The organism is Streptomyces sp. NPDC015130 (assembly GCF_043080005.1).
In the GTDB taxonomy this organism is placed as follows: Bacteria; Actinomycetota; Actinomycetes; order Streptomycetales; family Streptomycetaceae; genus Streptomyces.
Genome location: NZ_JBIBVC010000007.1, coordinates 143,271 through 167,100 on the forward strand (window position 1 = coordinate 143,271; position 23,830 = coordinate 167,100).

The window sequence follows — 23,830 nt, forward strand, 5'->3', positions numbered from 1 at the left end:
CTGGGAATGGCGAGACAAGGGCGGTTGTCAGGTCGGACGGCGGCTGGCGTGATCTGTACCCGTCGTGACCGGATCGACTCGCTCAATGGCCGTGAAGTGCCGCGGACCTGCTGGGAATTCGAGGCGGACTGGACAGCGGGCGAATGACCTTGCAAGCTGCTCGCCATGAAATACATGAACCACACACCGGTGTCGGCCGGCATCGGCATCGCTTTATCCGGGCGTCCCCCGCGCACGCCTGTCACGGTCGCGGGTGACGCATGACCGGTATCGACGTGATGCCGCGCCAGAGGCCGGGCCTGGCGCTCGGCGTGCTGGCCGGAGCGCTGGCCCTCGACGTGAGCGGACTCGGGGTCCTCAACGCCGCGCTCCCGTCCATCGGGGAGCGCTTCGGCCTCGACGACACCACGCTGCAGTGGGTCATGATCGCCTACGCCGTGACCTTCGCCGGCTTCCTCCTCGTGGGCGGCCGGCTGGCCGATGTGCTCGGCCGCCGACGGGTGTTCGAGTACGGAGTCGCCCTGTTCACGGTGGCCGCCCTGGTCGGCGCCGTGGCGCCCGACACCGGGGTGCTGCTCGGCGCGCGGGCGGTCCAGGGCATCGGCGCCGCCCTGTCGGGCCCGGCCGCGCTGGCCCTGCTCACCGAGGTGTTTCCGGCCGGTCCGGCGCGCAACCGGGCGCTCAGCGTGTACGCCGCGGTCGGCGCCGCGAGCTTCAGCGGCGGGGTGCTCCTGGGCGGCGTGCTGACCCAGTTCCTCGGCTGGCGGTCCGTGCTGTGGTTCTCGGTGCTCCTGGGCCTCCTCGTGCTGGCCGCGACGCGCGCCGGACTGCCCGGCGGCGCCGGACGCGGCGGCAGCCTGGACCTGCCCGGCGCGATCTCGGGCACGCTCGGCCTCACCCTGCTGATCGTCGGCGTGAGCACCAGCGGCACGGTGGCCTGGACCGCGCTCCTCGCCGCGGCGGCCCTCCTGGTCCTCTTCGTGCTGCGTGAGCACCGCACCCCCGACCCGGTGCTGCCCCTCGGCCTCTTCCGGATCGCCTCCGTCCGGTCCGCGAGCCTGGCGGCGTTCCTGCAGTACATGGGCTCGGTCGGGCTGCTGTTCTTCGCGCCGCTGTACCTCCAGGGCATGCTGGACTACACGCCCCTCCAGTCCGGTCTCGCGCTCGTGCCCATGTCGGCGGCCGTGTTCCTCACCGCCAACTTCGCCACCGGACGCCTGCTCGCCCGGTACACCCCGCGCACCCTGATGGCCGTGGGACTCGTCCTGATCGGCCTGGGCACGGGACTGTGGCTGAGCACCCCGGCCGACGGGAACTACCTGCTCCACGTGCTCCCCGGCCTCGTCGTCAGCGGCATCGGCCAGGGACTGAACTTCCCCTCGATGACCTCCGCCGCGCTCACCGGCGTCGCGCCGGAGCGCCACGCCGTCGCCGGCGCGGTGAACGTCGTGGCGCAGCAGATCGGCGCCAGCGTCGGAGTGGCGGTCATGGTCCTGGTCGCGGCGACGAGCGGCGACCAGCTCTCGGGCTACCACCTGGCCTACCTCACGGCGGCCGTCGCCTGCGTCCTCGGAGCGGCGTTCATCGCGGCGGTACGACGCCCCTGACGTCCGGGAACCCCACGACCGCGCTCGCGGAGAACGATGGTATTCGGCTTCGGCCGTCAGTCGCGGGCGACAGGTGACGCATTCTCGGAACGACACGTGATTTCGCCGTGCGCGTGTGGTACGCGTGCCATTCGCGTACGGCGCGCGTATCGAATCCATAGGGGATTGGTAGGGGGATCTTAGGGGGGATCCGTAAGGGATTCATATCGAAACGCGTATCGGACCTCTGTTCAGGATGGGCACGTCATTGGAATTCACGCCCCGATATCCACCCGACCGAAACCGCGAACCCCTTCAGGAAAAGCGGTCGTGAATTCTCGTACGCCGACGCATGACCTGGAGGTGCTCACCGGAATCACATCCTTCTCGCGACGCCCGGATTCCTCCTGCTCCGCCGCCTGTCACGGCCGCCCACGCGCGTCCGCACGCGGCGCCGGCACCGCCCCGCCCCCTTGGAGGCCGCCGTCATATGAGAGGGTCTGGCGAATGAGCGAGACACCACCGAACACCCTGCAGTACCGCTCTGACGGACGAGAGGACGCTCCGGTCCTGGTCCTGGGGCCCTCGCTGGGGACGACCTGGCACATGTGGGACCGGCAGATACCCGAGCTCACGCGCGAGTGGCGGGTCGTGCGCTTCGACCTCCCCGGTCACGGCGGCGCCCCGGCCGAGCCCTTCACCTCCGTCGCCGAACTCGGCGACCGGCTCCTCGCCACCCTCGACGCCATCGGCGTCCAGCGCTTCGGCTACGCGGGCTGCTCCCTCGGCGGCGCCGTCGGCCTCGACCTCGCGCTGCGCGCACCCCAGCGGGTCGCCTCGCTCGCGCTGGTCGCCACCTCGCCGCGGTTCGGCAGCGCCGACGAGTTCCGCCAGCGCGGGGTCATCGTCCGGACCAACGGCCTGGAGCCGATGGCCCGCACCGCTCCCGAGCAGTGGTTCACCCCGCTCTTCGCGGGCGCCCAGCCGGCCATCGTCGACTGGGCCGTCCAGATGGTCCGCACGACCGACCCCGCCTGCTACGTCGCCGCCTGCGAGGCCCTCGCGGTCTTCGACGTCCGTGAGGCGCTCGGCGGCGTCGGCGTCCCCGCCCTCGTCCTCGTCGGCTCCGAGGACCAGGTGACCGGACCCGCCGAGGCCCGCACCCTGGTCGCCGGCATCTCCGACGCCCGGCTCGCCGTCGTCCCCGGTGCCTCGCACCTCGCCCCGGTCGAGCAGCCCGCCGCCGTCACGGACCTGCTCACCGGGCACTTCGCGGGCACCGCCCAGGAGTCCAGCGGCACCCTCACCGTGCCGCCGCTGCCCGCCGTCCCGGCCCCCGCCGCCGAGCCCGCCCCCGCGGACCCGCCCGCCGAGGGCGAGGCCGAGGCCGCCCGGCCCGACCCGTACGAGACGGGCCTCGGCCTGCGCCGCGAGGTCCTCGGCGACGCCCATGTGGACCAGGCCCTCGCCGCCGACCCCGACAGCGCCCTCCAGGAGCTCGTCACCCGGTACGCCTGGGGCGAGGTCTGGAGCCGCGAGGGCCTCGACCGGCGCACCCGCAGCGCCGTCACCCTCACGGCCCTCATCGCCGGCGGCCACCACGAGGCGCTCGCCGACCACACCAGGGCCGCCCTCCGCAACGGCCTCTCGCCCGACGAGCTCCGCGAGATCGTGCTCCACACCTCCGTGTACTGCGGCTTCCCGGCCGCCGAGTCCGCCCTGCGCGTGGTCACCCGCGTCATCCGGGAGGAGACGACGCCGCCCGCGTAACCTGGCGGCGTGAAGCTGACGAAGAAGTCCCACGCCTGCGTCCGGCTGGAGAAGGACGGGCGGACGCTCGTCCTCGACCCGGGGATGTTCACCGAGGAGGACGCGGTCCTCGGGGCCGACGCCCTGCTCGTCACCCACGAGCACCCGGACCACTTCGACGAGGGCCGGCTGCGGGCCGCCCTGGAGGCCGACCCGGCCGCCGAGATCTGGACGCTGCGGAGCGTCGCCGAACAGCTCTCGGCGGCCTTCCCCGGCCGCGTGCACACCGTCGGCCACGGCGACGCGTTCACGGCCGCCGGCTTCGACGTCCAGGTCCACGGCGAGCTGCACGCGGTGATCCACCCCGACATCCCGCGCATCACCAACGTGGGCTTCCTCGTCGACGGCGGCACCGTCTTCCACCCCGGCGACGCGCTGACCGTCCCGGACCGGCCGGTCGACACCCTGCTGCTGCCCGTCATGGCCCCCTGGAACAAGATCTCCGAGGTCATCGACTACGTCCGAGAGGTCCGGCCGCGCCGGGCGTACGACATCCACGACGCCCTGCTCACCGACCTCGCCCGGCCGATCTACGACCGGCAGATCGGCGCCCTCGGCGGCACCGACCACTCCCGCCTGGCCCCCGGCGCCTCCGCCGAGCTCTGAATCCGCCGACTGTCACACCCCGCCAGTAGGCTTGCGTCCATGCGCATCGCCACCTGGAACGTCAACTCGATCACCGCCCGGCTGCCCCGCCTCCTGGCCTGGCTGGAGAGCAGCGGCACCGACGTGCTGTGCATCCAGGAGACCAAGTGCACCGCCGAGCAGTTCCCCACCGAGGAGCTGCGCGCGCTGGGGTACGAGTCGGCGGTCAACGCCACGGGCCGGTGGAACGGCGTGGCCCTGGTCTCCCGCGTCGGCCTCGCGGACGTCGTCACGGGCCTGCCCGGCGGCCCGGAGTACGAGGACGTGGAGGAGCCGCGGGCCATCTCCGCGACCTGCGGCCCGGTCCGCGTCTGGTCGGTCTACGTGCCGAACGGCCGCGAGGTGGCCCACGACCACTACGCGTACAAGCTGCGCTGGCTGGACGCGCTCAAGCTGGCCGTCGCGGACGACGCGGCGGGGGAGCGCCCCTTCGCCGTCCTCGGCGACTACAACATCGCCCCGACCGACGACGACGTCTGGGACATCGCCGTCTTCGAGGGCCTCACCCACGTCACGGAGCCGGAGCGGGCCGCCCTCGCGGGCCTGCGCGAGGCCGGACTGACCGACGTGGTCCCGCGCCCCCTCAAGTACGACCACCCCTACACCTACTGGGACTACCGCCAGCTCCGCTTCCCGAAGAACAAGGGCATGCGGATCGACCTCGTCTACGGCAACAAGCCCTTCGCCGAGGCCGTCTCGGACAGCTACGTGGACCGCGAGGAGCGCAAGGGCAAGGGCGCCTCGGACCACGCCCCGGTCGTCGTCGACCTCGACGTCTAGGGCGTGTTGCGAAAGTCCCGCCTGCCGGACGGCGCCTGGCACGCACGCTCGCCTCGTTGTCGGGATCACCCCGATACATCCAGTATCGGGGCGACCCTCCGCCTTGCGATCGCACGCACCAGACGCCGTCCGGCCCGCCCTTCGGGCGGTCGGCGCTCCTTTCGCAACACGCCCAGGCCCGGGGGCCGGGCCCCTTCGCCGCAGGTGGGGCCCGGCGCGCCGCGAGACGATCTCCGCGCGCCGGGTGGTCGACCGGCAGGTGACGGTGCGAGGCTGTTCGGATGAACATTCCCTTTCTGGACCACTGGCGCAAGCGTCATGAGACCGAGGAATCCGACGGGCCCCTGGTCGCGGCGTTCGACCGTGACCCCGAGGGAGTGGGGGAGCTGCTCGCCGAGTGCGAGCTGCTCCGCGCCCGCGTCGAGGAGGCCGGGGTCGCGCTCGACGACACCCCGCGCTCCCTCCAGGAGCTGGACCAGCTGCCGCCCCGCTGGCGCGACGACCCGGAGGAGCTGCCCTGGATCGGCAACGACGCCGGTCTCTACCTCGGCACCGTGATCGTCCGGAACGTTCCCGGGGCCCGCTGGCAGGTCTGGCCCGGCGGCGGCCCCGTCGTGCGCCTCGCCTCCGGCCGGGAGATCCAGGTCGTCGAGGCCGGTCTCGACTGGGCGATGACGGGTGCGCCGGAGCTGTACCAGGTGTACGCGGAGGCCGCCGAGTACTGACGCGGCGCGCCCCCTCCGGCCCCCGCCGCACCCTCCCCGGCCCCCGCCGCATCCTCCCCGCGCCACCCCCCTGCAGTAAATACGGCTTATTCCGGTTTCATGCGTGTCGGTCGTGAAGTCCCTTTTCCTGGTGAATAGTTTGCGCTGACCGCGACACCGCTGAGAAACGGGGCAGGGCAGCGTATGGCCGTCGTCGATCCGCTGATCGAACTGCGTGGCGTCAACAAGCACTACGGTGCGCTGCACGTCCTCAGGGACGTCGACCTCACCGTCGGTCGCGGCGAGGTGGTCGTGGTCATCGGCCCCTCCGGCTCCGGGAAGTCCACCCTGTGCCGGGCGATGAACCGGCTGGAGCGCGTCGAGTCGGGCGAGATCGTCATCGACGGACGGCCCCTCCCCGACGAGGGCAAGGCGCTCGCCCGGCTGCGGGCCGAGGTCGGCATGGTCTTCCAGTCCTTCAACCTCTTCGCGCACAAGACCGTCCTCGCCAACGTCTCCCTCGCGCAGATCAAGGTCCGCAGGCGCAAGAAGGAGGAGGCCGACCGGCGTTCGCGCGAACTCCTCGACCGGGTCGGCCTCGCCGCGCACGCCGAGAAGTACCCGGCGCAGCTCTCCGGAGGCCAGCAGCAGCGCGTCGCCATCGCCCGCGCCCTCGCCATGGACCCCAAGGCCCTCCTCTTCGACGAGCCGACCTCCGCGCTCGACCCCGAGATGATCAACGAGGTCCTGGAGGTCATGCGGCAACTCGCCCGGGACGGCATGACGATGGTCGTCGTCACGCACGAGATGGGCTTCGCCCGCTCGGCCGCCAACCGGGTCGTCTTCATGGCCGACGGCCGCATCGTCGAGGACCGCACGCCCGAGGAGTTCTTCACGAGTCCGCGCAGCGAGCGCGCCAAGGACTTCCTCTCCAAGATCCTCAAGCACTGAGCGGGCGGTCACCATGCAGCGTACGCACCGGGTCCGGGCCGCGCTCGCCCTGCTGCTGGCCGCCACGGCGGCGGCCGGCGGCTGCGGCCGGCCGGGCAGTCCGCCCGTCAAGGGCCCGCAGCCCGACCAACTCCCCGTCTACAAGGTCGAGTCGGGCTTCAGGCTGCCCGATTCGAGCACCTGGAACCGGGCGAGGAAGCGCGGCCGGCTCGTCGTCGGCGCCAAGGAGGACCAGCCGTACATGGGCGAGAAGGACCCCGCCACCGGCCGCTACTCAGGCTTCGACATCGAGATCGCCAGGATGATGGCGGCCTCCCTCGGTTTTGAACCGGGCGGCATCGACTTCCGCACGATCGCCTCGGCCAACCGCGAGACCGCCCTGCAGAACGGCCAGATCGACTACTACGTCGGCACCTACACCATCAACGACAACCGCAAGAAGCTCGTCGGCTTCGCCGGCCCCTACTACGAGGCCGGTCAGTCCCTCCTCGTCCGCACCGACGAGCACGACATCGACGGACCCCAGGACCTCGACGGCAAGCGGGTCTGCTCCGCCGCCGGATCCACCCCGTACCAGCGCGTCGAGAAGGACTACCCGAAGGCCGAACTCGTCGCCTACGACACCTACTCCGTCTGCGTGGACAACCTGCTGACCTACCAGGTCGACGCGGTCACCACCGACGACACCATCCTCATGGGGTACGCCGCCAAAGTCCCCGACGAACTCAAGGTCGTCGGCGAGCCGTTCTCGAAGGAGCCGTACGGCATCGGCGTCCCGCGCGACGACAACGCCCTGCGCTTCGCCCTCGACGACGCCATCGCCGCACACGAGAGGAACGGCGACTGGAAGAAGGCGTACGACGCCACCCTCGGACTCTCCGGGGTCCCCGCCCCGACGCCGCCCGCCATCGACCGCTACCCGGCGAGCTGACCGGAGGGACCCCCACATGGAGTCACTGACATGGACGTCCTGACCGACAACTTCGCGCTCTACGGCGAGGGGTTCCTCGGCACCGTCGAACTGACCGTCTACGCCTCCGCGCTGGCCCTCGTGCTGGGCTTCGTCATGGCCTCCTTCCGGGTCGCGCCCGTGGGCTCCTTCCGGGTCTTCGGCACGGTCTGGGTCACCGTCCTGCGCAACACCCCCCTGACCCTGCTGTTCTTCGCCGTGATGCTGGGCCTGCCCCGCTTCGGACTCATCCTGCCCTTCGAGGTGTTCGCGGTCCTCGCCCTCGGCTGCTACACCTCCGCCTTCGTCTGCGAGGTCCTGCGCTCCGGCATCAACACCGTGCCGCGCGGCCAGGGCGAGGCGGCCCGCAGTCTGGGCATGACCTTCACGCAGACCCTCGGGTCGGTGGTCCTGTCGCAGGCCTTCCGCACGGTCATCCCGCCCATCGGATCCACCCTGATCGCCCTCGCCAAGAACTCGGCGATCGCCGGGGCGTTCAGCGTCACCGAACTCCTCGGCACCTACAAGACGTTGAGCGAGCTCGGCTACAACATCGTCTGGACCTTCGTCTGGATCGCCGTCGGATACCTGATCATCACCCTCACCATCAGCGCCCTCTTCCACGTCCTGGAGAAGCGCTGGGGAGTCGCCCGATGACCGAGTCCACCGCCCTCTACGACATCCCCGGGCCGCGCGCCCGGCGACGTCACCTGCTCTACGGCCTCGCGTCCACCGTCGTGATCCTCGCGCTGGCAGGCTGGTTCCTCCACCTCCTCCTCGACACCGAGCAGTTCACCTCCGTCAAGTGGTCGCCCTTCCTCTACGAGGGCATCCAGGAGCTGCTGCTCGAAGGCCTCGGCAACACCCTCAAGGCCTTCGCGTACGCCTCGGTCCTCTCGCTCGCGCTCGGCGCGGTCCTCGCCGCCGGACGGCTCTCCGAGCACCGGGTGCTGCGGTGGACCTCCACCGTCTTCGTCGAGTTCTTCCGCGCGATGCCCGTCCTCGTGATGATCTTCTTCATCTTCGTGGCGCTGAAGGTGCAGCCGCTGCCCGCGCTCGTCGCCGGACTGACCCTCTACAACGGCTCGGTGCTCGCCGAGGTCTTCCGCACCGGCGTCCACGCCGTCGCGCGCGGCCAGGGCGAGGCCGCGTACGCGCTCGGCATGCGCAAGACGCAGGTCATGACCTACGTCCTCGTCCCCCAGGCCGTGCGCGCCATGCTGCCGGCCATCATCAGCCAGCTCGTGGTGGCCCTCAAGGACACCTCGCTCGGCTTCCTCATCACCTACGAGGAGTTCCTGCACGCGGGCAAGCTGATCGCGTCGAACCTCGACTACGACCTGCCGTTCATCCCCGTCGTGCTGGTCGTCTCACCGATCTACATCGGGCTGTGCATGCTGCTCTCCTGGTTCGCCACCTGGGTGGCCCGCCGAGAGCGCCGCAGCCCGAAGACGAAGGCCGTGGACGTCGCGCCGGCCGAACCGGGAACGCTGCTGCCGGGAGCGCAGTAGCTGCTGTGAAGCCCTGCCCGCCCGGCAGCAGCCGGTGATCACTTCTCCCGCATCGGTACCGACACGTACGACGGGTCGGCCGACGGGGAGGAGAAGGTCAGCTGCGCGCCGGTCGGGTTGTGCTCGATGTAGAGCGCGTCGACGGTGTCGACGACCAGGGCGAGCCGGTGGCCGGCCGGCACGTCGTACGCCGTGGAGAACAGCTCCAGGTCGACGGCGAACGGCTGCCCCGGCGTCTCGCCGTGGAAGGTGTACGGGGCGTTGCTGACCAGCTTGCCGATGCCGAGCGGGCCCACGTCGTAGAGGTACGCGACGAGGGTGCCGCTCTCCTTCGTGGAGGTGACCGTGGTGTGCACCTTCGCCGTCCCGCGCACCCGCTGCGGGCTCGTGTACCGCTCGGACTGCCAGACGCCGGCGAAGGCGCGGGGCAGCAGGGGGACGGAGACGGTCGGCGGCGTGCGGAGGAACTGGTCCAGGAGGTTGGTCAGCAGGGTGACGCCGCCGTTGGCTCCGGAGTCGACGTTCGCCCAGATCCGCTGCGTGCCGTCGAGATCGAACTTCCGCTGGTCGGCGTGGACGGACTTCCAGTCGGGGTAGCCCTCGTAGCCGTCCGTGGAGCGGGACTTGAGCTGTACGGGCTGCTCGCGGTCGATGCCGTTGTCGACGCCCTTGAGGTGCCGGTCGAACCAGCGGTGGGCGTTGGTCCAGGTGTCGTTGGGGAGTCCGAGGAGCCCGGTGGCCTCGGCGGTGGCGTGGTCGCCGGGGCGGAACTCCAGCCGCTTGGGGCCGGTGAGCTTCTCGTAGAAGCTCGCGTACTGGTTGGGCGGGAAGATGGTGTCGCCCCAGGCGTTGCCGAGCATGATCGCGGCGCCGTTGGCGTTGATCCGGTCGAGGTACGTGGCGGGGGACCGCATGCGGCCCCAGGCGATCATCTCGTCCTCCTTGTCGAGGTTCGACGAGAGGAAGTCGCCCAGGATCTCCTTGAGTTCGGGGCCGGGACGCCCGGTGAGATAGCCGGCGCCGCCGAGCAGGGCGGCGGCCTGGAGGTGCTGGGTGCGGCCGCTGTAGATGGACTCGATGAGGTCGGCCCAGCCGCTGAGCGCGGCGACGGCCTTGACCCGGGGGTCGTGCGCGGCGGCGAGCAGGCTGATCCCCGCGCCGTACGAGACTCCCGCCATGCCGACGTGGTCGGCGTCGGCCGGGGTGTTCGCGAGTGCCCAGTCGATGACCTTCGAGGCGTCGGCGACGTCCTTCGGCCCGGCGGTCTCGATCTCGCCGCCGGACTGCCAGAAGCCGCGCGAGTTGTAACTCACCACGATGTAACCGGAGTCGGCGAGCTTCTTGGCCTGGGCGAGGTACTCGATCTGGGGCACGGCCCAGCTCGTGGGCAGCACGATCAGGGGGAGGCGGGCCGAGGGGCCGGCTCCGGCGGGGGTGACGACGTTCGCCTTGAGGACGGTGCCGCCCTCCCCGGTGATGTCGACGAACCGGATGCCGCTCTCGGCGGCCTGGGCGGCGGGTGCCAGGCCGAGGGCCGTCCCGGCCACGAGGGCGGCCGAGACGGCGAGGGCCAGGGGTGTGCGTCGCACGGGTCACTCCTCACTGGGGTACTGCTGGGGAGGCAGTACGGGCACTGATGGGGGGCAGTGAAAGTGACCCGACGGTAACCGCGGGGCCGTACCCGGGGTAACCGGTCAGTAAGTTACGTGCGGGTAACGATTGGTGTGGAAAGTGGCGGCCTCCGCGTCCAGGACGGCGACGGCCTCCCGGAAGTCGGCGCGCGCCTCCTCGTACCGCCCGACGGCCACCAGGAACGTCGAGCGGTCGGTCAGGGCGCGGACGCACGCGCCCGGGTCCGCAGTCCGTCGGCGGGCGAGCGCGACACCCTCGTCGAAGAGCGGGCGGAGCGCCTCCTCGAACTCCAGGGGATGCCGGAGCTGGAAGAGCGCCGACCGGAGCGTCAGCCGGTGGTGGTCGAGTGCCGGGGTGTCGGGCGTCGGCTCCCCGCCCTCCTCCGCGCGTGCGGGGACGCCGTCGAAGTACGCCTTGAGGGTGTCGTTCGACCAGTTGCGGAGCTCATGGCCGAGCGGTGGCGCCGGTGCCTCCCGGGACCCGGCCGGCTCGCCGGCCCGGCCCGACAGGGCGAGCAGGGTCGCCCATCGTGCGCGGAGGTCGCCGGGATCGCCGGAGTCGCCGGACCGCGCGAGCCGGTCCAGAAGCACGAGGACCTCCCGCCGGTCCGCACCCGCCTCCGCGCCGCGCCCGGCGGCGTCGAGCATCCGGGAGCGGTGCACCAGCCCCCACACCAGGAGGGCCCGGGGCGCCGAGCCCTCCTCGGCCTCGCGCCGGGTGTCGTCCACGAGCCGGGCGGTCACCTCCAGGGCCTCCTCGTGCCGCCCGGCGGCGTCCAGCGCGGCGGACCACGCCACCAGGTCGCCGAAGGAAGGCCCGGACCGCGCGGCCCGTGCGTCCAGGGCGCAGACGTCCGCCGCCTCGCCGTGCCGCCCCTCCTCGGCCAGGACCGCGGCCAGCCGGCCTCCGAAGCCGTTCCTCGCCGCACCCCGGACAGCCAGGCTGCGCCGCCCCACCTCGGCCAACTCCTCGCACACCGCCAGCCCTTCGGAGCGCCGTCCGAGGACGAACAGCGTGTGCTGGTACGCGTTCAGGGCGCTGCAGAGGAGCGTCGCCCCCGCGTGCTCGGAGGTGTCGAGGCCCCGCGCGGCCTCCGCGGCCTCGGCGTACCACACGATCCGCACCTCCGGACGGTCCCGGAACCCCGGCTCGTAGTCGTACGAGGTCAACGCCCGCACCAGTTTCGGGAGATAGGCGGCCGGGCTCACCCTCGCCAGCACGCGGTACGCGTCGACCTCCTGGGACCGGGACAGCCGGCCCGACCCGAGCAGCATCGTCCGTGCCCGCAGCACCGCATCGTGATCGACGTTCTCGGAGTGATTCATGACGGTGATTCTGGGAGTCGCGGAACGGGCCGGGCAAGGTTTCACAACTGTGCGATCAGTCCTACGAAAACCGCCTCTGACCTGTCATGATGGAAACGTCTTCACCTCTGTTCGACCCCTGACGGGAGGCATGGTGGGGGACGCGGACGACCTGCCCGACGTGTTCGACCCGCGGATCTACGCCGCCGGGATCCCGCACGACCGCTTCCGCGCGCTGCGCGACCACGCGCCCGTCGCCCGGCAGGCGGAGCCGGAGATCCTGGGGTGGCCCGCCGGACCCGGATTCTGGGCGGTCACACGGCACGCCGACGTCGTCCGGGTGCTCAAGGACTCCCGGACGTACTCCTCGTCCCTCGGCGCCACGCAGATCCGCGACCCCGACCCCGCCGACCTGCCCTTCATCCGCCGCATGATGCTCAATCAGGACCCGCCCGAGCACGGCGGGCTGCGGAGGCTCGTCAGCCGCGCCTTCACCCCGGGGCGGATCGAGCGGTTCGCCGTCACCGCTCGGGAGCGCGCCCGGGGACTCCTCGCGGAGGCGCTCGCGGCCGCGGACGGCGCGGGTGGCGAGGTCGACCTCGTCCGGACCGTCACCGACGACTACGCCCTGCTCAACCTCACCGACCTGCTCGGCGTCCCGGCGAGCGACCGGGGGCTGCTCCACGCCTGGACCGAACGCGTCATCGCCTACCAGGACCCCGACGAACCGCCCGTCCTCGACGCCGGGGGACGGCCCGTCAACCCCCGGTCGCCCGCGATGCTCGCCGAGATGTTCGGCTACGCGCAGGAACTCGCCGCGTACAAGCGCGCGCACCCCGCCGACGACGTGATGACCTCACTGGCCACCTCCGAACTCGCCGACGCAGAACTGGAGATGTTCTTCTTCCTGCTGACCGTCGCCGGAAACGACACCGTCCGCAGCGCCGCCCCCGGCGGACTCCTCGCCCTCGCCGAGGACCCCGGCGAGCAGGCCCGCCTGTGGGGCGGGAAGGTCTCCACGGAGACGGCCGTCGACGAACTCCTGCGCGTGCACCCGCCCGTGCTGTCCTTCCGCCGCACGGCCGCCCGGGACACCGTGCTCGCCGGGCAGCCGATCCGGGCGGGTGACAAGATCGTCGTCTTCCACGCCTCCGCCAACCACGACGAGCGCGTCTTCGCCGAGCCCCACCGGCTCGACCTCGGACGGAGCCCGAACCCGCACGTCTCCTTCGGTGACGGCCCGCACGTCTGCCTCGGCGCCCACTTCGCCCGGCTTCAGCTCCGGGTGCTGTACGAGGAGGTGCGCGCGGCCTGCGACGGACTGACCCCCGCCGGCCCGCCCCGCCGCCTCGTGTCCAACTTCATCAACGGGATCAAGTCGCTGCCGGTACGGCTGGAGGGGCCGACAGGGCGGCCCGCGTGACGTCGGCGACGAGCTCCACGACGTCGGGGCCGTAGGCCTGCGAGTTGACCACCTTCAGGAGCAGTGCGAAGGAGCCGTCGGCCCCGTACGTGCCGGCCAGTTCCCTGTGGTGGCGGGCCAGATGTCTGGCCGCCGCCTGATTGGTGACCGCGGCCTGGCCGCAGAGCAGGAACACGGGACGGACGCCCTCGCCGCGGGTGAGGCGGGCGAGGACGACGTACTCGGTCACTCCCCACTCCGCGCGGTAGGTCTCGCCCGCCACGGTGAGCATCCCCCGGTCCTCGCTCGGTTCCTGCTCGACGTTCATCGTGAGTCCCGGCAGCAGGTTCGGAAGATGGGCTGCCATGCGCCGGTTGGAGTAGGGGCCGCCGATGCAGAACTCGGCTATCTCGCCGAGGCCCTGACGGGCCGTGTCGTGCTGCACGATGCGGGGACGGGCCCCGCAGTCCTTGACCAGTGCCGACAGTTCGAGCAGCGCCGAGACATCGGTGGCGTGCACGCTGCGCTCGCTGCCGGCCATCCGGTTCACCACGAGCAGGCACTCCGAGCCGGAGGGCAGGCCGAAGAAGGCCTGCTTGCGGCGGAGCCCCCGCCGCCAGAGGTAGGTGCGGGCCAGCCATCCCAAGGAGGCGCTGACCCCGGTCGCCAGGACCCCGAGCACGATGTTCCGCACGTCTTCGTTCATGGGCGCGCATGCTATCGGCGGACCGGCACCTTGTTCGAGGCGGTCCTGACGGAAGGGGCGGGAGGAAGTTACGCTGCGCGGACGGTCGTTGACTGGAGGTAGGAATGCGTCGCTCCGCCGCTGGAATGGTCTCCGCTGTCGCCGTCACGGCGACGGTGCTCTCGATGGGCGCCGCCGTCCCGGCCCAGTCGCCGCCGGCCGCCGCGCCGCCACCGGTCAAGGAGCCCGTCGCCGTCGGTCACGGGGGAGCGGTCGCCAGCGTCGACGCCGACGCCTCGGCCGCCGGCATCGAGGTCCTCCGCAAGGGCGGCAACGCCGTGGACGCGGCCGTCGCCGTCGCGGCGGCCCTCGGCGTCACCGAGCCGTACTCCGCCGGGATCGGGGGCGGCGGCTACTTCGTGTACTACGACGCCAAGAGCCGTACGGTCCACACCGTCGACGGCCGGGAGACCGCACCCCGCTCCGCCGACGCGGGCCTGTTCACGGAGAACGGCAGGCCGATCCCCTTCGAGGAGGGCATGACCAGCGGACTCGGCGTCGGCACCCCCGGCACCCCGGCGACCTGGAAGACCGCCCTCGACGCCTGGGGCAGCAAGCGGCTCGCCACCCTCCTCGCGCCGGCCGAGAGGCTCGCCCGCGACGGGTTCACCGTCGATCCCACCTTCCGGGCCCAGACCGCCGCCAACGAAGCCCGCTTCCGCGACTTCCCGGCCACCTCAGAGCTCTTCCTGCCCGGCGGTCAGCTCCCCGTCGTCGGATCGGTGTTCAAGAACCCCGACCTGGCCAGGACGTACGAGACGCTCGGCCGCGAAGGCGTCGGCGCGCTCTACCGGGGCCCGCTCGCCCGCGACATCGTCGACACCGTCCGCAAGCCGCCCGTCCGCGAGGACGCCGCCCGGAACGTCCGGCCGGGCGACCTGACGCAGCGTGACCTCGCCTCGTACCGCACCGAGTTCCGTCGGCCGACGAAGGTCGGGTACCGGGGACTCGACGTCTACGGCATGGCCCCGTCCTCCTCCGGCGGCACGAGCGTCGGCGAGGCGCTCAACATCCTGGAGGGCACCGACCTCGCCTCCGCCACCCGGGCCGGGTACCTCCACCGGCACATCGAGGCGAGCAGGATCGCCTTCGCCGACCGGGGACGCTGGGTCGGCGACCCCGCCTTCGAGTCCGTGCCGACCCGCGAACTGCTCTCCCAGCGGTACGCCGACTCCCGCGCCTGCCTGATCCGCGACGACGCCGTCCTGACCAGCCCGCTCGCGCCCGGCGACCCCCGCGACCCCGCGCCCTGCGCGAGCGGCGGGACCGCCGCCCCGACCACGTACGAGGGCGAGAACACCACCCATCTGACGACCGCCGACAAGTGGGGCAACGTCGTCGCCTACACCCTGACCATCGAGTCCACCGGCGGCAGCGGGATCACCGTGCCCGGGCGGGGCTTCCTGCTCAACAACGAGCTGACCGACTTCTCCTTCGCCCCCGCGAACCCGGCCGTCCACGACCCGAACCTGCCGGGCCCCGGCAAGCGGCCGCGCTCCTCGATCTCCCCGACGATCGTCCTCGACCGGCACGACCGGCCCATCCTCGCCCTCGGCTCGCCCGGCGGCGCGACGATCATCACGACGGTCCTCCAGACCCTCACCGGGGTCCTCGACCGGGGCCTGCCGCTGGTCGACGCGATCGCCGCGCCCCGCGCCAGCCAGCGCAACCAGGCCACCACCGAGCTGGAACCCGGACTGTGGAACAGCCCGCTGAGGGCCGAGCTGGAGGCCATCGGGCACGGCTTCCGGCAGAACCCGGAGATCGGCGCCGCCACGGGCGTCCAGCGGCTGCCCGACGGCCGCTGGGTGGCCGCCGCGGAGACGGTCCGCAGGGGCGGCGGCTCGGCGATGGTCGTCCGACCCGCGGGCGGCCGGTAGGGACATCCCGGCGGCCGGCAGGGGCGGGCGTCCCCTCGGCGTGCGTCCCGGCGCCGGTTCCTGCGGGCGCGCGTCCTACAGGGCCGTGAGCACGCGCGGGCCGTCGTCCGTGATCGCCACCGTGTGCTCGGCGTGGGACGCGCGCGAGCCGTCGAGCGTACGGATCGTCCAGCCGTCCCGCGCCGTGTAGTGGTCGTCCGTACCGCCGCCGATGAGCATCGGCTCGATCGCGAGCACCATGCCGTGCCGCAGCTTCATGCCGCGACCCGGGCGTCCCTCGTTGGGCACGCCCGGGTCCTCGTGCATGGTCCGGCCGATGCCGTGGCCGCCGAACCCGTCCGGGATGCCGTACCCCGCGCCCCGGCAGACCCGGCCGATCGCGTGCGCGATGTCGCCGATCCGGTTGCCCACGACGGCCGCCGCGATGCCCGCCGCCAGTGCCTCCTCCGCCGCGGCGATCAGCCGCGTGTCCTCCGGGCGGGCCCGGCCGACCGTGAAGCTGACGGCGGAGTCGCCCGCCCAGCCGCCCAGGAGCGCCCCGCAGTCCGCGGAGACCAGGTCGCCGTCGGCCAGCCGGGTCCCGTCCGGTATGCCGTGCACGATCGCGTCGTTCACGGAGAGGCACACGACCGCGGGGAAGGGCACGGGGGCCCAGTCCGGGTGGTAGTCGAGGAAGGGCGAACCGGCGCCTGCCTCCGCCAGGACCTCGCGCGCGGCCCGGTCCAGCTCGGTCAGTGCGACACCGGGTGCCGCCTTCGCCCGTACGGCCGCGAGGGCCCGGGCCACCACCCGCCCGGACTCGCGCATCGCCGCCAGGGACTCGTTCGTCTTGATCTCCACCATGCCAATTACTATACCGGTATTAGAATGACGTCATGGTGCGTACACCCCTGACCCCGGAAGAGCGCGAGCGCGGCGAGCGCCTGGGCCTCCTCCTGCGCTCGGCGCGCGGCGAGCGGTCCATGGTCGAGATCGCGGCCGCGGCCGGCCTCTCCGCCGAGACCCTCCGCAAGATCGAGACCGGGCGGGCCCCGACGCCGGCCTTCTTCACCGTCGCGGCCCTCGCCGGGGTCCTCGACCTCTCCATGGACGAACTCGTGGTGCTCTGCACCCCGGCCCCGATCCCGGGCGCGGTTCCGGGTCCGGCCCCGGGCGCGGTCCCGAGTCCGGTGTAGGCGGGGCCCTGGCGGCCGCCTTCGCCTAGGCTCCCGCCATGATGCCCGAGGAGCTGCGGCGCGGCCGCTACGTGAGTCTGACGACCTTCCGCAAGAACGGGACGGGGGTCGCGACGCCCGTCTGGTACGCGGTGGAGGGCTCCGAGCTGTACGCGTGGACCCGCACCGACTCCTGGAAGGTCAAGCGGCTCCGGAACGACCCGCGGGTCGAGGTCGCCGTCTGCGACGTGCGCGGGAACGTCGCCGAGGGGGCCACGCGCCACGCCGGCGTGGGCCGGCTGGTCGAGGGGGAGGAGCTGAACCGGATCCGCTCGCTGCTCTCGCGCAAGTACACGTGGCAGTACTGGCTGACCGACGTGCCCGCCATGATCGTCCGGCTCGGCAAGCGCCCGCACACCGGAATCGTCGTGCGCCTCGACCCCGGGGAATTCGCCGGGTGAGGCACCCGCATGAAAACGGACCGTAGTCGTCCCGTAACACGACTGCGGTCCAATACCCGCGGCCGGCAGGTTCCAGTCGACGGCGGGGCAGGTGCGGAACGCATGACGGTACATCAACTCCCGGTGGAAGTCGCGACCTTCGCGCACTGGCTGACGGAGCTCGCAGGCCGGCTCCGGCCGGACGCCGGCTGGTACGGAGTCTTCGCCGAACGCGACCCCGAGGGGCTGCGGGCCTGCTTCGACGGCGCGGAGATCCTCCCCTGGGACGTCGTCGAGTCGCTGCTCCAGGACGCCGGCGAGCCCGCCGACGGGCCGCTCGCCGCCCGGGCCGGAGCGCTGTACACGGCGGCGGCCACCGCCCACGACCGCCGCCCCGGCGGCGCCGCCGCACTCGCCGAACGCCGCGAGCTGATGGAGCGGGAGCGCCGGTACGCCGAGTCCCGCGCCCGTGAACTGGGGGAGCGCCTCGGCGCCGCCACCGGCCCGGCGGAGGCGGCCGCCCTGGAGAACGACCTCGCGTGGATCCGCGACGACCACACGCGTGCCGCCGCCAGGGTCGCCGAACTGACCGCCCGCCTGTCCCGCCTCGGGGCAACGGCCGGACCCGCGCGGGAGCGGTCCGGGGTGCCGGGGCCGGTCTCCGGCCCGGATCGTGGCCCGGCACCGGGCGCCGTTCGGCCCTCCGTCGAGGACCCCGCCCCGGCCCGGGCATCCGGCGGGGCCCGGGCTCCCGCCCCGGCGGCACCCGCGCCCGCCAAGCGGCGGCCCCGGGGCGCCCGGTACGCCTGGCTGGAGGAGAGCGTCGAGGCGGAGGCGGCGCCCGCCGTGGCCGTTCCCGTACTGCCCACCGGGGGAGCGGCCCCGAGGGGCGCGCGGTTCGGCGGTGGCGGCGAGCCCGGTGCGGAGGCGCTCGCCCAGGCCCCCGCGCCCGTGTCCGACGCCGCTCTCGCGTCCGAAGCCCCCGGCGACTCCGCCCACCGTGCCGCCGCCAACGCCGTCTACGCCCTCCGGCGCCTCCGCGCCCGGGGCCGCAGCGGCGAGGCGCACGCCCTGCTCTGCGAGGCGCTCTCCGGCCCGCCGGACCGGCTGCCCGCCCTCGCCGCCGAGCTGGACCGGGCGGGGCTCGGCGCCGACTGGTCCACCCTGCTCTGGGAGGCGGCCTCGCTGCCGCCCGGGCGGCTCGCCGCCGTCGCCGGGGTCCTCGCCGACGCGGGCCGGACCGCCGACTGCGAGCAGCTCCTCCGGCAGGGCGTCGCCCGCCCCGTGGAGGAACTCGCCGGGGCCTGCGCCGCCCTGCGCGCGGACGGCCACCAGCGCGAGGCGCACGCGCTGCTCACCGCCTTCGTCCGGGTCAGGACGCCCGAGGACGCGGCCCGCCTCGCGGGCGAGGACCCGCGCGGACTCGCCCCCCGGCTCCTCGACGCGGCCCGCGCGGTGTCCGCCGCCCGGGAGCGCGACCTGCTGCACGCCCTGCGCGTGGCGGGCCTGTCGGGAGCCTGATCCCGGGTCCCGGCGGCGCGTGTCATTACTTGCGGGTACGTGTCGGTACGTGTCCGACGTGGACCACTCGGGTATGAAACATGATCGACGCCGCCGCTTCGCGACGGTGGTCTTGCTCCGGGGTGTGACGGGGCTTACGTTCTCCTCCTACGCCCCGCGTCTACGGGCGTAGAGGCTCTCTGACGCCGTGCCGAAGGAGCAGCTCATGACCGACGTCGTACGCGCCGCGCTCGTCCAGGCGACCTGGACCGGCGACACCGAATCCATGATCGCCAAACACGAGGAACACGCCCGGGAGGCCGCCCGGCGGGGCGCCAAGGTGATCGGCTTCCAGGAGGTGTTCAACGCCCCCTACTTCTGCCAGGTCCAGGAGCCCGAGCACTACCGCTGGGCCGAGCCCGTCCCCGACGGCCCCACCGTCCGGCGGATGTCCGCGCTCGCCCGGGAGACCGGGATGGTGATCGTCGTCCCCGTCTTCGAGGTCGAGGGCGAGGGCTTCTACTACAACACCGCGGCCGTCATCGACGCCGACGGCACCTATCTCGGCAAGTACCGCAAGCACCACATCCCGCAGGTCAAGGGCTTCTGGGAGAAGTACTACTTCCGCCCGGGCAACGTCGGCTGGCCGGTCTTCGACACCGCCGTCGGCAGGATCGGCGTCTACATCTGCTACGACCGCCACTTCCCCGAGGGGTGGCGCCAACTGGGCCTCAACGGAGCGCAGTTGGTCTACAACCCGTCCGCGACCCACCGCGGCCTCTCCTCCTACCTCTGGCAACTGGAGCAGCCCGCCGCCGCCGTCGCCAACGAGTACTTCGTCGCCGCGATCAACCGCGTCGGCATCGAGGAGTACGGCGACAACGACTTCTACGGCACCAGCTACTTCGTCGACCCACGCGGGCAGTTCGTCGGCGACGTCGCCTCCGACAAGGAGGAGGAACTGGTCGTCCGCGACCTCGACTTCGGCCTCATCGAACAGGTGCGGCAGCAATGGGCCTTCTACCGGGACCGCCGCCCCGACGCGTACGACGGGCTGGTGCAGCCGTGAGCAGCCTCTTCGACCGGCACAGGGCCGTCGTCCCCGACTGGGTCGCGCTCTACTACAAGGACCCGATCGAGATCACCCACGGCGAGGGCCGCCACGTCTGGGACGCCGAGGGACGCAAGTACCTCGACTTCTTCGGCGGCATCCTCACCACCATGACCGCGCACGCCCTGCCCGAGGTCACCAAGGCCGTCGCCGACCAGGCCGGCCGGATCGTCCACTCCTCCACGCTCTACCTCAACCGGCCCATGGTGGAGCTCGCCGAGCGGATCGCCGGACTCTCCGGCATCCCCGACGCCCGCGTCTTCTTCACCACCTCCGGCACCGAGGCCAACGACACGGCCCTGCTCCTGGCCACCGCGTACCGCCGCTCGAACCAGATCCTCGCGATGCGCAACAGCTACCACGGCCGCTCCTTCTCCACCGTCGGCATCACCGGCAACCGCGCCTGGTCGCCGACCGGCCTCTCCCCGCTCCAGACGCTCTACGTGCACGGCGGCGTCCGCACCCGCGGCCCCTACGCCCAGTACAGCGACGAACGGTTCGTCGAGGCCTGCGTCGCCGACCTCGAAGACCTCCTCGGCCACACCCGGGACGTCGCCGCCCTCATCGCCGAACCCGTCCAGGGCGTCGGCGGCTTCACCTCCCCGCCCGACGGCCTGTACGCCGCCTTCCGCCGGGTCCTCGACCGGCACGGCATCCTCTGGATCGCCGACGAGGTCCAGACCGGCTGGGGCCGCACCGGCGACCACTTCTGGGGCTGGCAGGCCCACGGCCAGGCCGGACCCCCCGACATCCTCACCTTCGCGAAGGGCATCGGGAACGGCATGTCCGTCGGCGGGGTCGTCGCCCGCGCCGAGATCATGAACTGCGTCGACGCCAACTCCATCTCCACCTTCGGCGGTTCGCCGATCACCATGGCCGCGGGCCTGGCCAACCTCGCCTACCTCCTGGAACACGACCTCCAGGGCAACGCCCGCCGGGTCGGCGGCCTCCTCATCGAGCGCGTGCGGGCCGCCGCCGCGGGCGTGGACGCCGTACGGGAGGTACGGGGCCGCGGCCTCATGGTCGGCATCGAACTCACCGAGCCCGGCACCGACCGCGCGAACCCGGACGCGGCCTCCGCCGTCCTGGAGGCGGCCCGCGAGCGCGGGCTGCTCATCGGCAAGGGCGGCGGCCACAACACCAGCGTCCTGCGGGTCGCCCCACCGCTCTCGCTCACCGTCGCCGAGGCCGAGGAAGGCGCCGCGATCCTCGAAGAGGCCCTCGGAACCCTGTAGTTCACCCTTCCTCAGGCAGGAGAGTCCCGTGAGCACCCGTACCCTCGTCAGGGGCGGCCTCGTCGTCACCGCCACCGACGAACTCCACGCCGACGTGCTGATCGAGGACGGCCGGATCGTCGCCCTCGCCGCCCACGGCTCGGACGTGGCGGCCGGCTGGACCGCCGACCGGACCATCGACGCCACCGACCGCTACGTGCTGCCCGGCGGCGTCGACGCCCACACCCACATGGAGCTGCCCTTCGGCGGCACCGCCGCCTCCGACACCTTCGAGACCGGCACCCGCGCCGCCGCCTGGGGCGGCACCACCACGATCGTCGACTTCGCGGTCCAGACCGTCGGCCAGAGCCTGCGCGAGGGGCTCGACACCTGGTACGCCAAGGCCGACGGCAACTGCGCGATCGACTACGGCTTCCACATGATCCTCTCCGACGTCAACGAGCACACGCTCAAGGAGATGGACCGGCTCGTCCAGGAGGGCGTGAGCTCGTTCAAGCTCTTCATGGCCTACCCGGGCGTCTTCTACTCGGACGACGGCCGGATCCTCCGCGCCATGCAGCGCTCCGCCGACAACGGCGGGCTGATCATGATGCACGCCGAGAACGGCATCGCCATCGACGTCCTCGTCGAGCAGGCGCTCGCCCGCGGCGAGACCGACCCCCGCTACCACGGGGAGGTCCGCAAGGTCCTGCTGGAGGCCGAGGCCACCCACCGGGCGATCCAGCTCGCCCGGGTCGCCGGCGCACCGCTCTACGTCGTCCACGTCTCCGCCGAGGAGGCGGTCGCCGAGATCGCCGCCGCCCGCGACAAGGGGCTTCCCGTCTTCGGCGAGACCTGCCCGCAGTACCTGTTCCTCTCCACGGACAACCTGGCGGAGCCGGACTTCGAGGGCGCCAAGTACGTGTGCAGCACGCCCCTGCGCCCGAAGGAGCACCAGGCGGCGCTCTGGCGCGGTCTGCGGACGAACGACCTCCAGGTGGTCTCCACCGACCACTGCCCCTTCTGCTTCACGGGACAGAAGGACCTCGGCCGCGGGGACTTCTCGAAGATCCCCAACGGCCTGCCCGGCGTGGAGAACCGCATGGACCTCCTCCACCAGGCGGTCGTCGAGGGGCACATCTCCAGGCGCCGCTGGATCGAGATCGCCTGCGCCACGCCCGCCCGGATGTTCGGCCTCTACCCGCAGAAGGGCACGATCGCGCCCGGCGCCGACGCCGACCTCGTCATCTACGACCCGAACGCCCGCCAGACCCTCTCCGCGGCCACCCACCACATGAACGTCGACTACTCCGCGTACGAGGGGAAGGCGATCACCGGGCAGGTCGAGACCGTCCTCTCGCGCGGCGAGCTCGTCATCGACCAGCGGAAGTACGTCGGTCACGCCGGACACGGTGCCTTCACCCCCCGCTCCACCTGTCAGTACCTGAACTGAACCCCGAACAAGGAGGTCCCCGCGTGGACTTCGGACTCGTCCTGCAGACCGACCCGCCCGCCTCGCAGGTCGTCGGCCTGATGCGCCGGGCGGAGCGGAACGGATTCCGCTACGGCTGGACCTTCGACTCCGCCGTGCTGTGGCAGGAACCCTTCGTCATCTACAGCCAGATCCTCGCCAACACCACCAAGCTCCACGTCGGCACCATGGTGACCAACCCCGGCACCCGTACCTGGGAGGTCACGGCCTCCACCTTCGCCACCCTCAACGACATGTACGGCAACCGGACCGTCTGCGGCATCGGCCGCGGCGACTCCGCCATGCGCGTCGCCGGCCGCAGGCCCAACACCCTGGCCCGCCTGGGCGAGGCCATCGAGGTCATCCGCGACCTGGCGGAGGGCCGCGAGGCCGAGGTGGACGGCAACCCGATCCGCATCCCGTGGATCAAGAACGGCAAGCTGCCCGTCTGGATGGCCGCGTACGGGCCGAAGGCCCTCGCCCTGGCCGGTGAGAAGGCGGACGGCTTCATCCTCCAGCTCGCCGACCCGTTCCTCACGGAGTGGATGGTCAAGGCCGTCCGCAAGGCCGCCCAGGACGCCGGCCGTGACCCCGACGCCCTGACCATCTGCGTCGCCGCCCCCGCGTACGTCACGGCCGACGACTCGCCCGAGGCGCTGGCACACGCCCGGGACCAGTGCCGCTGGTTCGGCGGCATGGTCGGCAACCACGTCGCCGACCTGGTCGCCAAGTACGGCGAGCACTCCTCCATGGTCCCGGAGGAGCTCACGGCGTACATCAAGGACCGTCAGGGCTACGACTACTCCCACCACGGACGCGCCGACAACCCCGACACCACCTTCGTCCCCGACGAGATCGTCGACCGCTTCTGCCTCCTCGGCCCCGCCGAGGCCCACATCGCGAAACTCCGCCACCTCAAGGACCTCGGCGTCCACCAGTTCGCCGTCTACGACATGCACGACAACCGCGAGGGCACCATCGACGCCTACGGCACCGACATCATCCCGTCCTTCCGCTGAGCCCGGGCCCGTGTACGGCGCCA

General features: G+C 72.2%; 22 protein-coding genes. 18 read left to right on the plus strand and 4 right to left on the minus strand.

Annotated elements, in window-relative coordinates; translation table 11 throughout:
• Positions 1 to 260 precede the first annotated feature (260 nt).
• From ACF08F_RS16780 to ACF08F_RS16820, 9 genes are all read left to right on the plus strand, one after another.
• The gene (locus ACF08F_RS16780) at positions 261 to 1,607 is read left to right on the plus strand and encodes an MFS transporter (RefSeq protein WP_392299239.1); all 1,347 of its coding nucleotides are present in this window, start codon (positions 261 to 263) and stop codon (positions 1,605 to 1,607) included.
• Between the two features lie 486 nt (positions 1,608 to 2,093).
• Positions 2,094 to 3,356, plus strand: a complete 1,263-nt coding sequence (locus ACF08F_RS16785) for an alpha/beta fold hydrolase (RefSeq protein WP_392299240.1) — start codon at positions 2,094 to 2,096, stop codon at positions 3,354 to 3,356.
• A gap of 9 nt (positions 3,357 to 3,365) precedes the next feature.
• Entirely contained in the window at positions 3,366 to 4,001 is a 636-nt protein-coding gene (locus tag ACF08F_RS16790; RefSeq protein ID WP_392299241.1) for an MBL fold metallo-hydrolase, read from the plus strand.
• 39 nt (positions 4,002 to 4,040) lie between these two features.
• Positions 4,041 to 4,820 (plus strand): exodeoxyribonuclease III, encoded by a 780-nt coding sequence (locus ACF08F_RS16795; protein WP_392299242.1) that lies wholly within the window; start codon positions 4,041 to 4,043, stop codon positions 4,818 to 4,820.
• 281 nt (positions 4,821 to 5,101) lie between these two features.
• Positions 5,102 to 5,545, plus strand: a complete 444-nt coding sequence (locus tag ACF08F_RS16800) for a DUF6278 family protein (RefSeq protein WP_392299243.1) — start codon at positions 5,102 to 5,104, stop codon at positions 5,543 to 5,545.
• A 183-nt stretch (positions 5,546 to 5,728) separates the two neighbouring features.
• Positions 5,729 to 6,475, plus strand: coding sequence for an amino acid ABC transporter ATP-binding protein (locus tag ACF08F_RS16805; RefSeq protein WP_392299244.1), 747 nt, complete (start codon positions 5,729 to 5,731; stop codon positions 6,473 to 6,475).
• Between the two features lie 13 nt (positions 6,476 to 6,488).
• Positions 6,489 to 7,406, plus strand: coding sequence for a glutamate ABC transporter substrate-binding protein (locus ACF08F_RS16810; protein ID WP_392299245.1), 918 nt, complete (start codon positions 6,489 to 6,491; stop codon positions 7,404 to 7,406).
• 30 nt (positions 7,407 to 7,436) lie between these two features.
• Positions 7,437 to 8,081 carry an amino acid ABC transporter permease gene (locus ACF08F_RS16815; RefSeq protein WP_392299246.1) on the plus strand — a complete coding sequence of 215 codons (645 nt, stop codon included), beginning with the start codon at positions 7,437 to 7,439 and terminating at the stop codon, positions 8,079 to 8,081.
• Positions 8,078 to 8,935, plus strand: coding sequence for an amino acid ABC transporter permease (locus tag ACF08F_RS16820; protein WP_392299247.1), 858 nt, complete (start codon positions 8,078 to 8,080; stop codon positions 8,933 to 8,935). Before ACF08F_RS16815 ends, ACF08F_RS16820 begins: the two co-directional genes overlap by 4 nt.
• Before the next feature lie 38 nt (positions 8,936 to 8,973).
• Here ACF08F_RS16820 and ACF08F_RS16825 read toward each other — a convergent pair whose 3' ends face one another.
• On the minus strand, positions 8,974 to 10,524 hold the full coding sequence (locus tag ACF08F_RS16825) for a CocE/NonD family hydrolase (RefSeq protein WP_392299248.1): 1,551 nt from the start codon (positions 10,522 to 10,524) through the stop codon (positions 8,974 to 8,976).
• A 105-nt stretch (positions 10,525 to 10,629) separates the two neighbouring features.
• Positions 10,630 to 11,892: a hypothetical protein gene (locus tag ACF08F_RS16830; protein ID WP_392299249.1), complete on the minus strand. Its 1,263-nt coding sequence runs from the start codon at positions 11,890 to 11,892 to the stop codon at positions 10,630 to 10,632.
• 130 nt (positions 11,893 to 12,022) lie between these two features.
• Here ACF08F_RS16830 and ACF08F_RS16835 point away from each other — a divergent pair, with 130 nt between their 5' ends.
• Positions 12,023 to 13,294 (plus strand): cytochrome P450, encoded by a 1,272-nt coding sequence (locus ACF08F_RS16835; RefSeq protein WP_392299250.1) that lies wholly within the window; start codon positions 12,023 to 12,025, stop codon positions 13,292 to 13,294.
• On the opposite strand, the gene ACF08F_RS16840 is transcribed toward ACF08F_RS16835, so the two are convergent.
• Positions 13,245 to 13,979, minus strand: a complete 735-nt coding sequence (locus tag ACF08F_RS16840; protein ID WP_392299251.1) for a hypothetical protein — start codon at positions 13,977 to 13,979, stop codon at positions 13,245 to 13,247. The genes ACF08F_RS16835 and ACF08F_RS16840 overlap by 50 nt on opposite strands.
• Before the next feature lie 104 nt (positions 13,980 to 14,083).
• Between ACF08F_RS16840 and ggt the strand changes: the two genes are divergently transcribed.
• Entirely contained in the window at positions 14,084 to 15,898 is a 1,815-nt protein-coding gene (gene ggt / locus ACF08F_RS16845; RefSeq protein ID WP_392299252.1) for a gamma-glutamyltransferase, read from the plus strand.
• 75 nt (positions 15,899 to 15,973) lie between these two features.
• Here ggt and map read toward each other — a convergent pair whose 3' ends face one another.
• Positions 15,974 to 16,741 (minus strand): type I methionyl aminopeptidase, encoded by a 768-nt coding sequence (gene map, locus ACF08F_RS16850; protein WP_392299253.1) that lies wholly within the window; start codon positions 16,739 to 16,741, stop codon positions 15,974 to 15,976.
• A 32-nt stretch (positions 16,742 to 16,773) separates the two neighbouring features.
• Here map and ACF08F_RS16855 point away from each other — a divergent pair, with 32 nt between their 5' ends.
• The 7 genes from ACF08F_RS16855 to ACF08F_RS16885 all read left to right on the plus strand — a co-directional run bounded on the left by ACF08F_RS16855 (position 16,774) and on the right by ACF08F_RS16885 (position 23,807).
• Entirely contained in the window at positions 16,774 to 17,073 is a 300-nt protein-coding gene (locus ACF08F_RS16855) for a helix-turn-helix domain-containing protein (RefSeq protein WP_392299254.1), read from the plus strand.
• Positions 17,074 to 17,111: 38 nt separating this feature from the next.
• On the plus strand, positions 17,112 to 17,513 hold the full coding sequence (locus tag ACF08F_RS16860) for a PPOX class F420-dependent oxidoreductase (protein ID WP_392299255.1): 402 nt from the start codon (positions 17,112 to 17,114) through the stop codon (positions 17,511 to 17,513).
• A gap of 102 nt (positions 17,514 to 17,615) precedes the next feature.
• Positions 17,616 to 19,013, plus strand: a complete 1,398-nt coding sequence (locus ACF08F_RS16865; RefSeq protein ID WP_392299256.1) for a UL36 very large tegument protein — start codon at positions 17,616 to 17,618, stop codon at positions 19,011 to 19,013.
• Between the two features lie 205 nt (positions 19,014 to 19,218).
• Positions 19,219 to 20,061, plus strand: a complete 843-nt coding sequence (locus ACF08F_RS16870) for a nitrilase-related carbon-nitrogen hydrolase (RefSeq protein ID WP_392299257.1) — start codon at positions 19,219 to 19,221, stop codon at positions 20,059 to 20,061.
• On the plus strand, positions 20,058 to 21,338 hold the full coding sequence (locus tag ACF08F_RS16875) for an aspartate aminotransferase family protein (protein WP_392299258.1): 1,281 nt from the start codon (positions 20,058 to 20,060) through the stop codon (positions 21,336 to 21,338). Before ACF08F_RS16870 ends, ACF08F_RS16875 begins: the two co-directional genes overlap by 4 nt.
• A gap of 28 nt (positions 21,339 to 21,366) precedes the next feature.
• The gene (gene hydA, locus ACF08F_RS16880; RefSeq protein WP_392299259.1) at positions 21,367 to 22,770 is read left to right on the plus strand and encodes a dihydropyrimidinase; all 1,404 of its coding nucleotides are present in this window, start codon (positions 21,367 to 21,369) and stop codon (positions 22,768 to 22,770) included.
• A gap of 23 nt (positions 22,771 to 22,793) precedes the next feature.
• Complete coding sequence (locus tag ACF08F_RS16885; RefSeq protein WP_392299260.1) at positions 22,794 to 23,807, plus strand: TIGR03842 family LLM class F420-dependent oxidoreductase; 1,014 nt, start codon at positions 22,794 to 22,796, stop codon at positions 23,805 to 23,807.
• Positions 23,808 to 23,830: the final 23 nt, after the last annotated feature.

Bases quoted from the DNA above. Each gene is read 5' to 3' on its own strand.
- ACF08F_RS16785 (WP_392299240.1), top strand. From the start codon at position 2,094: ATGAGCGAGACACCACCGAACACCCTGCAGTACCGCTCTGACGGACGA.
- ACF08F_RS16795 (WP_392299242.1), top strand. From the start codon at position 4,041: ATGCGCATCGCCACCTGGAACGTCAACTCGATCACCGCCCGGCTGCCC.
- ACF08F_RS16830 (WP_392299249.1), bottom strand. From the start codon at position 11,892: ATGAATCACTCCGAGAACGTCGATCACGATGCGGTGCTGCGGGCACGG.
- ACF08F_RS16865 (WP_392299256.1), top strand. From the start codon at position 17,616: ATGACGGTACATCAACTCCCGGTGGAAGTCGCGACCTTCGCGCACTGG.
- map (WP_392299253.1), bottom strand. From the start codon at position 16,741: ATGGTGGAGATCAAGACGAACGAGTCCCTGGCGGCGATGCGCGAGTCC.
- ACF08F_RS16835 (WP_392299250.1), top strand. From the start codon at position 12,023: ATGGTGGGGGACGCGGACGACCTGCCCGACGTGTTCGACCCGCGGATC.
- ACF08F_RS16860 (WP_392299255.1), top strand. From the start codon at position 17,112: ATGATGCCCGAGGAGCTGCGGCGCGGCCGCTACGTGAGTCTGACGACC.
- ACF08F_RS16840 (WP_392299251.1), bottom strand. From the start codon at position 13,979: ATGAACGAAGACGTGCGGAACATCGTGCTCGGGGTCCTGGCGACCGGG.
- ACF08F_RS16870 (WP_392299257.1), top strand. From the start codon at position 19,219: ATGACCGACGTCGTACGCGCCGCGCTCGTCCAGGCGACCTGGACCGGC.
- ACF08F_RS16805 (WP_392299244.1), top strand. From the start codon at position 5,729: ATGGCCGTCGTCGATCCGCTGATCGAACTGCGTGGCGTCAACAAGCAC.
- ACF08F_RS16820 (WP_392299247.1), top strand. From the start codon at position 8,078: ATGACCGAGTCCACCGCCCTCTACGACATCCCCGGGCCGCGCGCCCGG.
- ACF08F_RS16800 (WP_392299243.1), top strand. From the start codon at position 5,102: ATGAACATTCCCTTTCTGGACCACTGGCGCAAGCGTCATGAGACCGAG.
- ggt (WP_392299252.1), top strand. From the start codon at position 14,084: ATGCGTCGCTCCGCCGCTGGAATGGTCTCCGCTGTCGCCGTCACGGCG.
- ACF08F_RS16810 (WP_392299245.1), top strand. From the start codon at position 6,489: ATGCAGCGTACGCACCGGGTCCGGGCCGCGCTCGCCCTGCTGCTGGCC.
- ACF08F_RS16815 (WP_392299246.1), top strand. From the start codon at position 7,437: ATGGACGTCCTGACCGACAACTTCGCGCTCTACGGCGAGGGGTTCCTC.
- ACF08F_RS16855 (WP_392299254.1), top strand. From the start codon at position 16,774: ATGGTGCGTACACCCCTGACCCCGGAAGAGCGCGAGCGCGGCGAGCGC.
- ACF08F_RS16780 (WP_392299239.1), top strand. From the start codon at position 261: ATGACCGGTATCGACGTGATGCCGCGCCAGAGGCCGGGCCTGGCGCTC.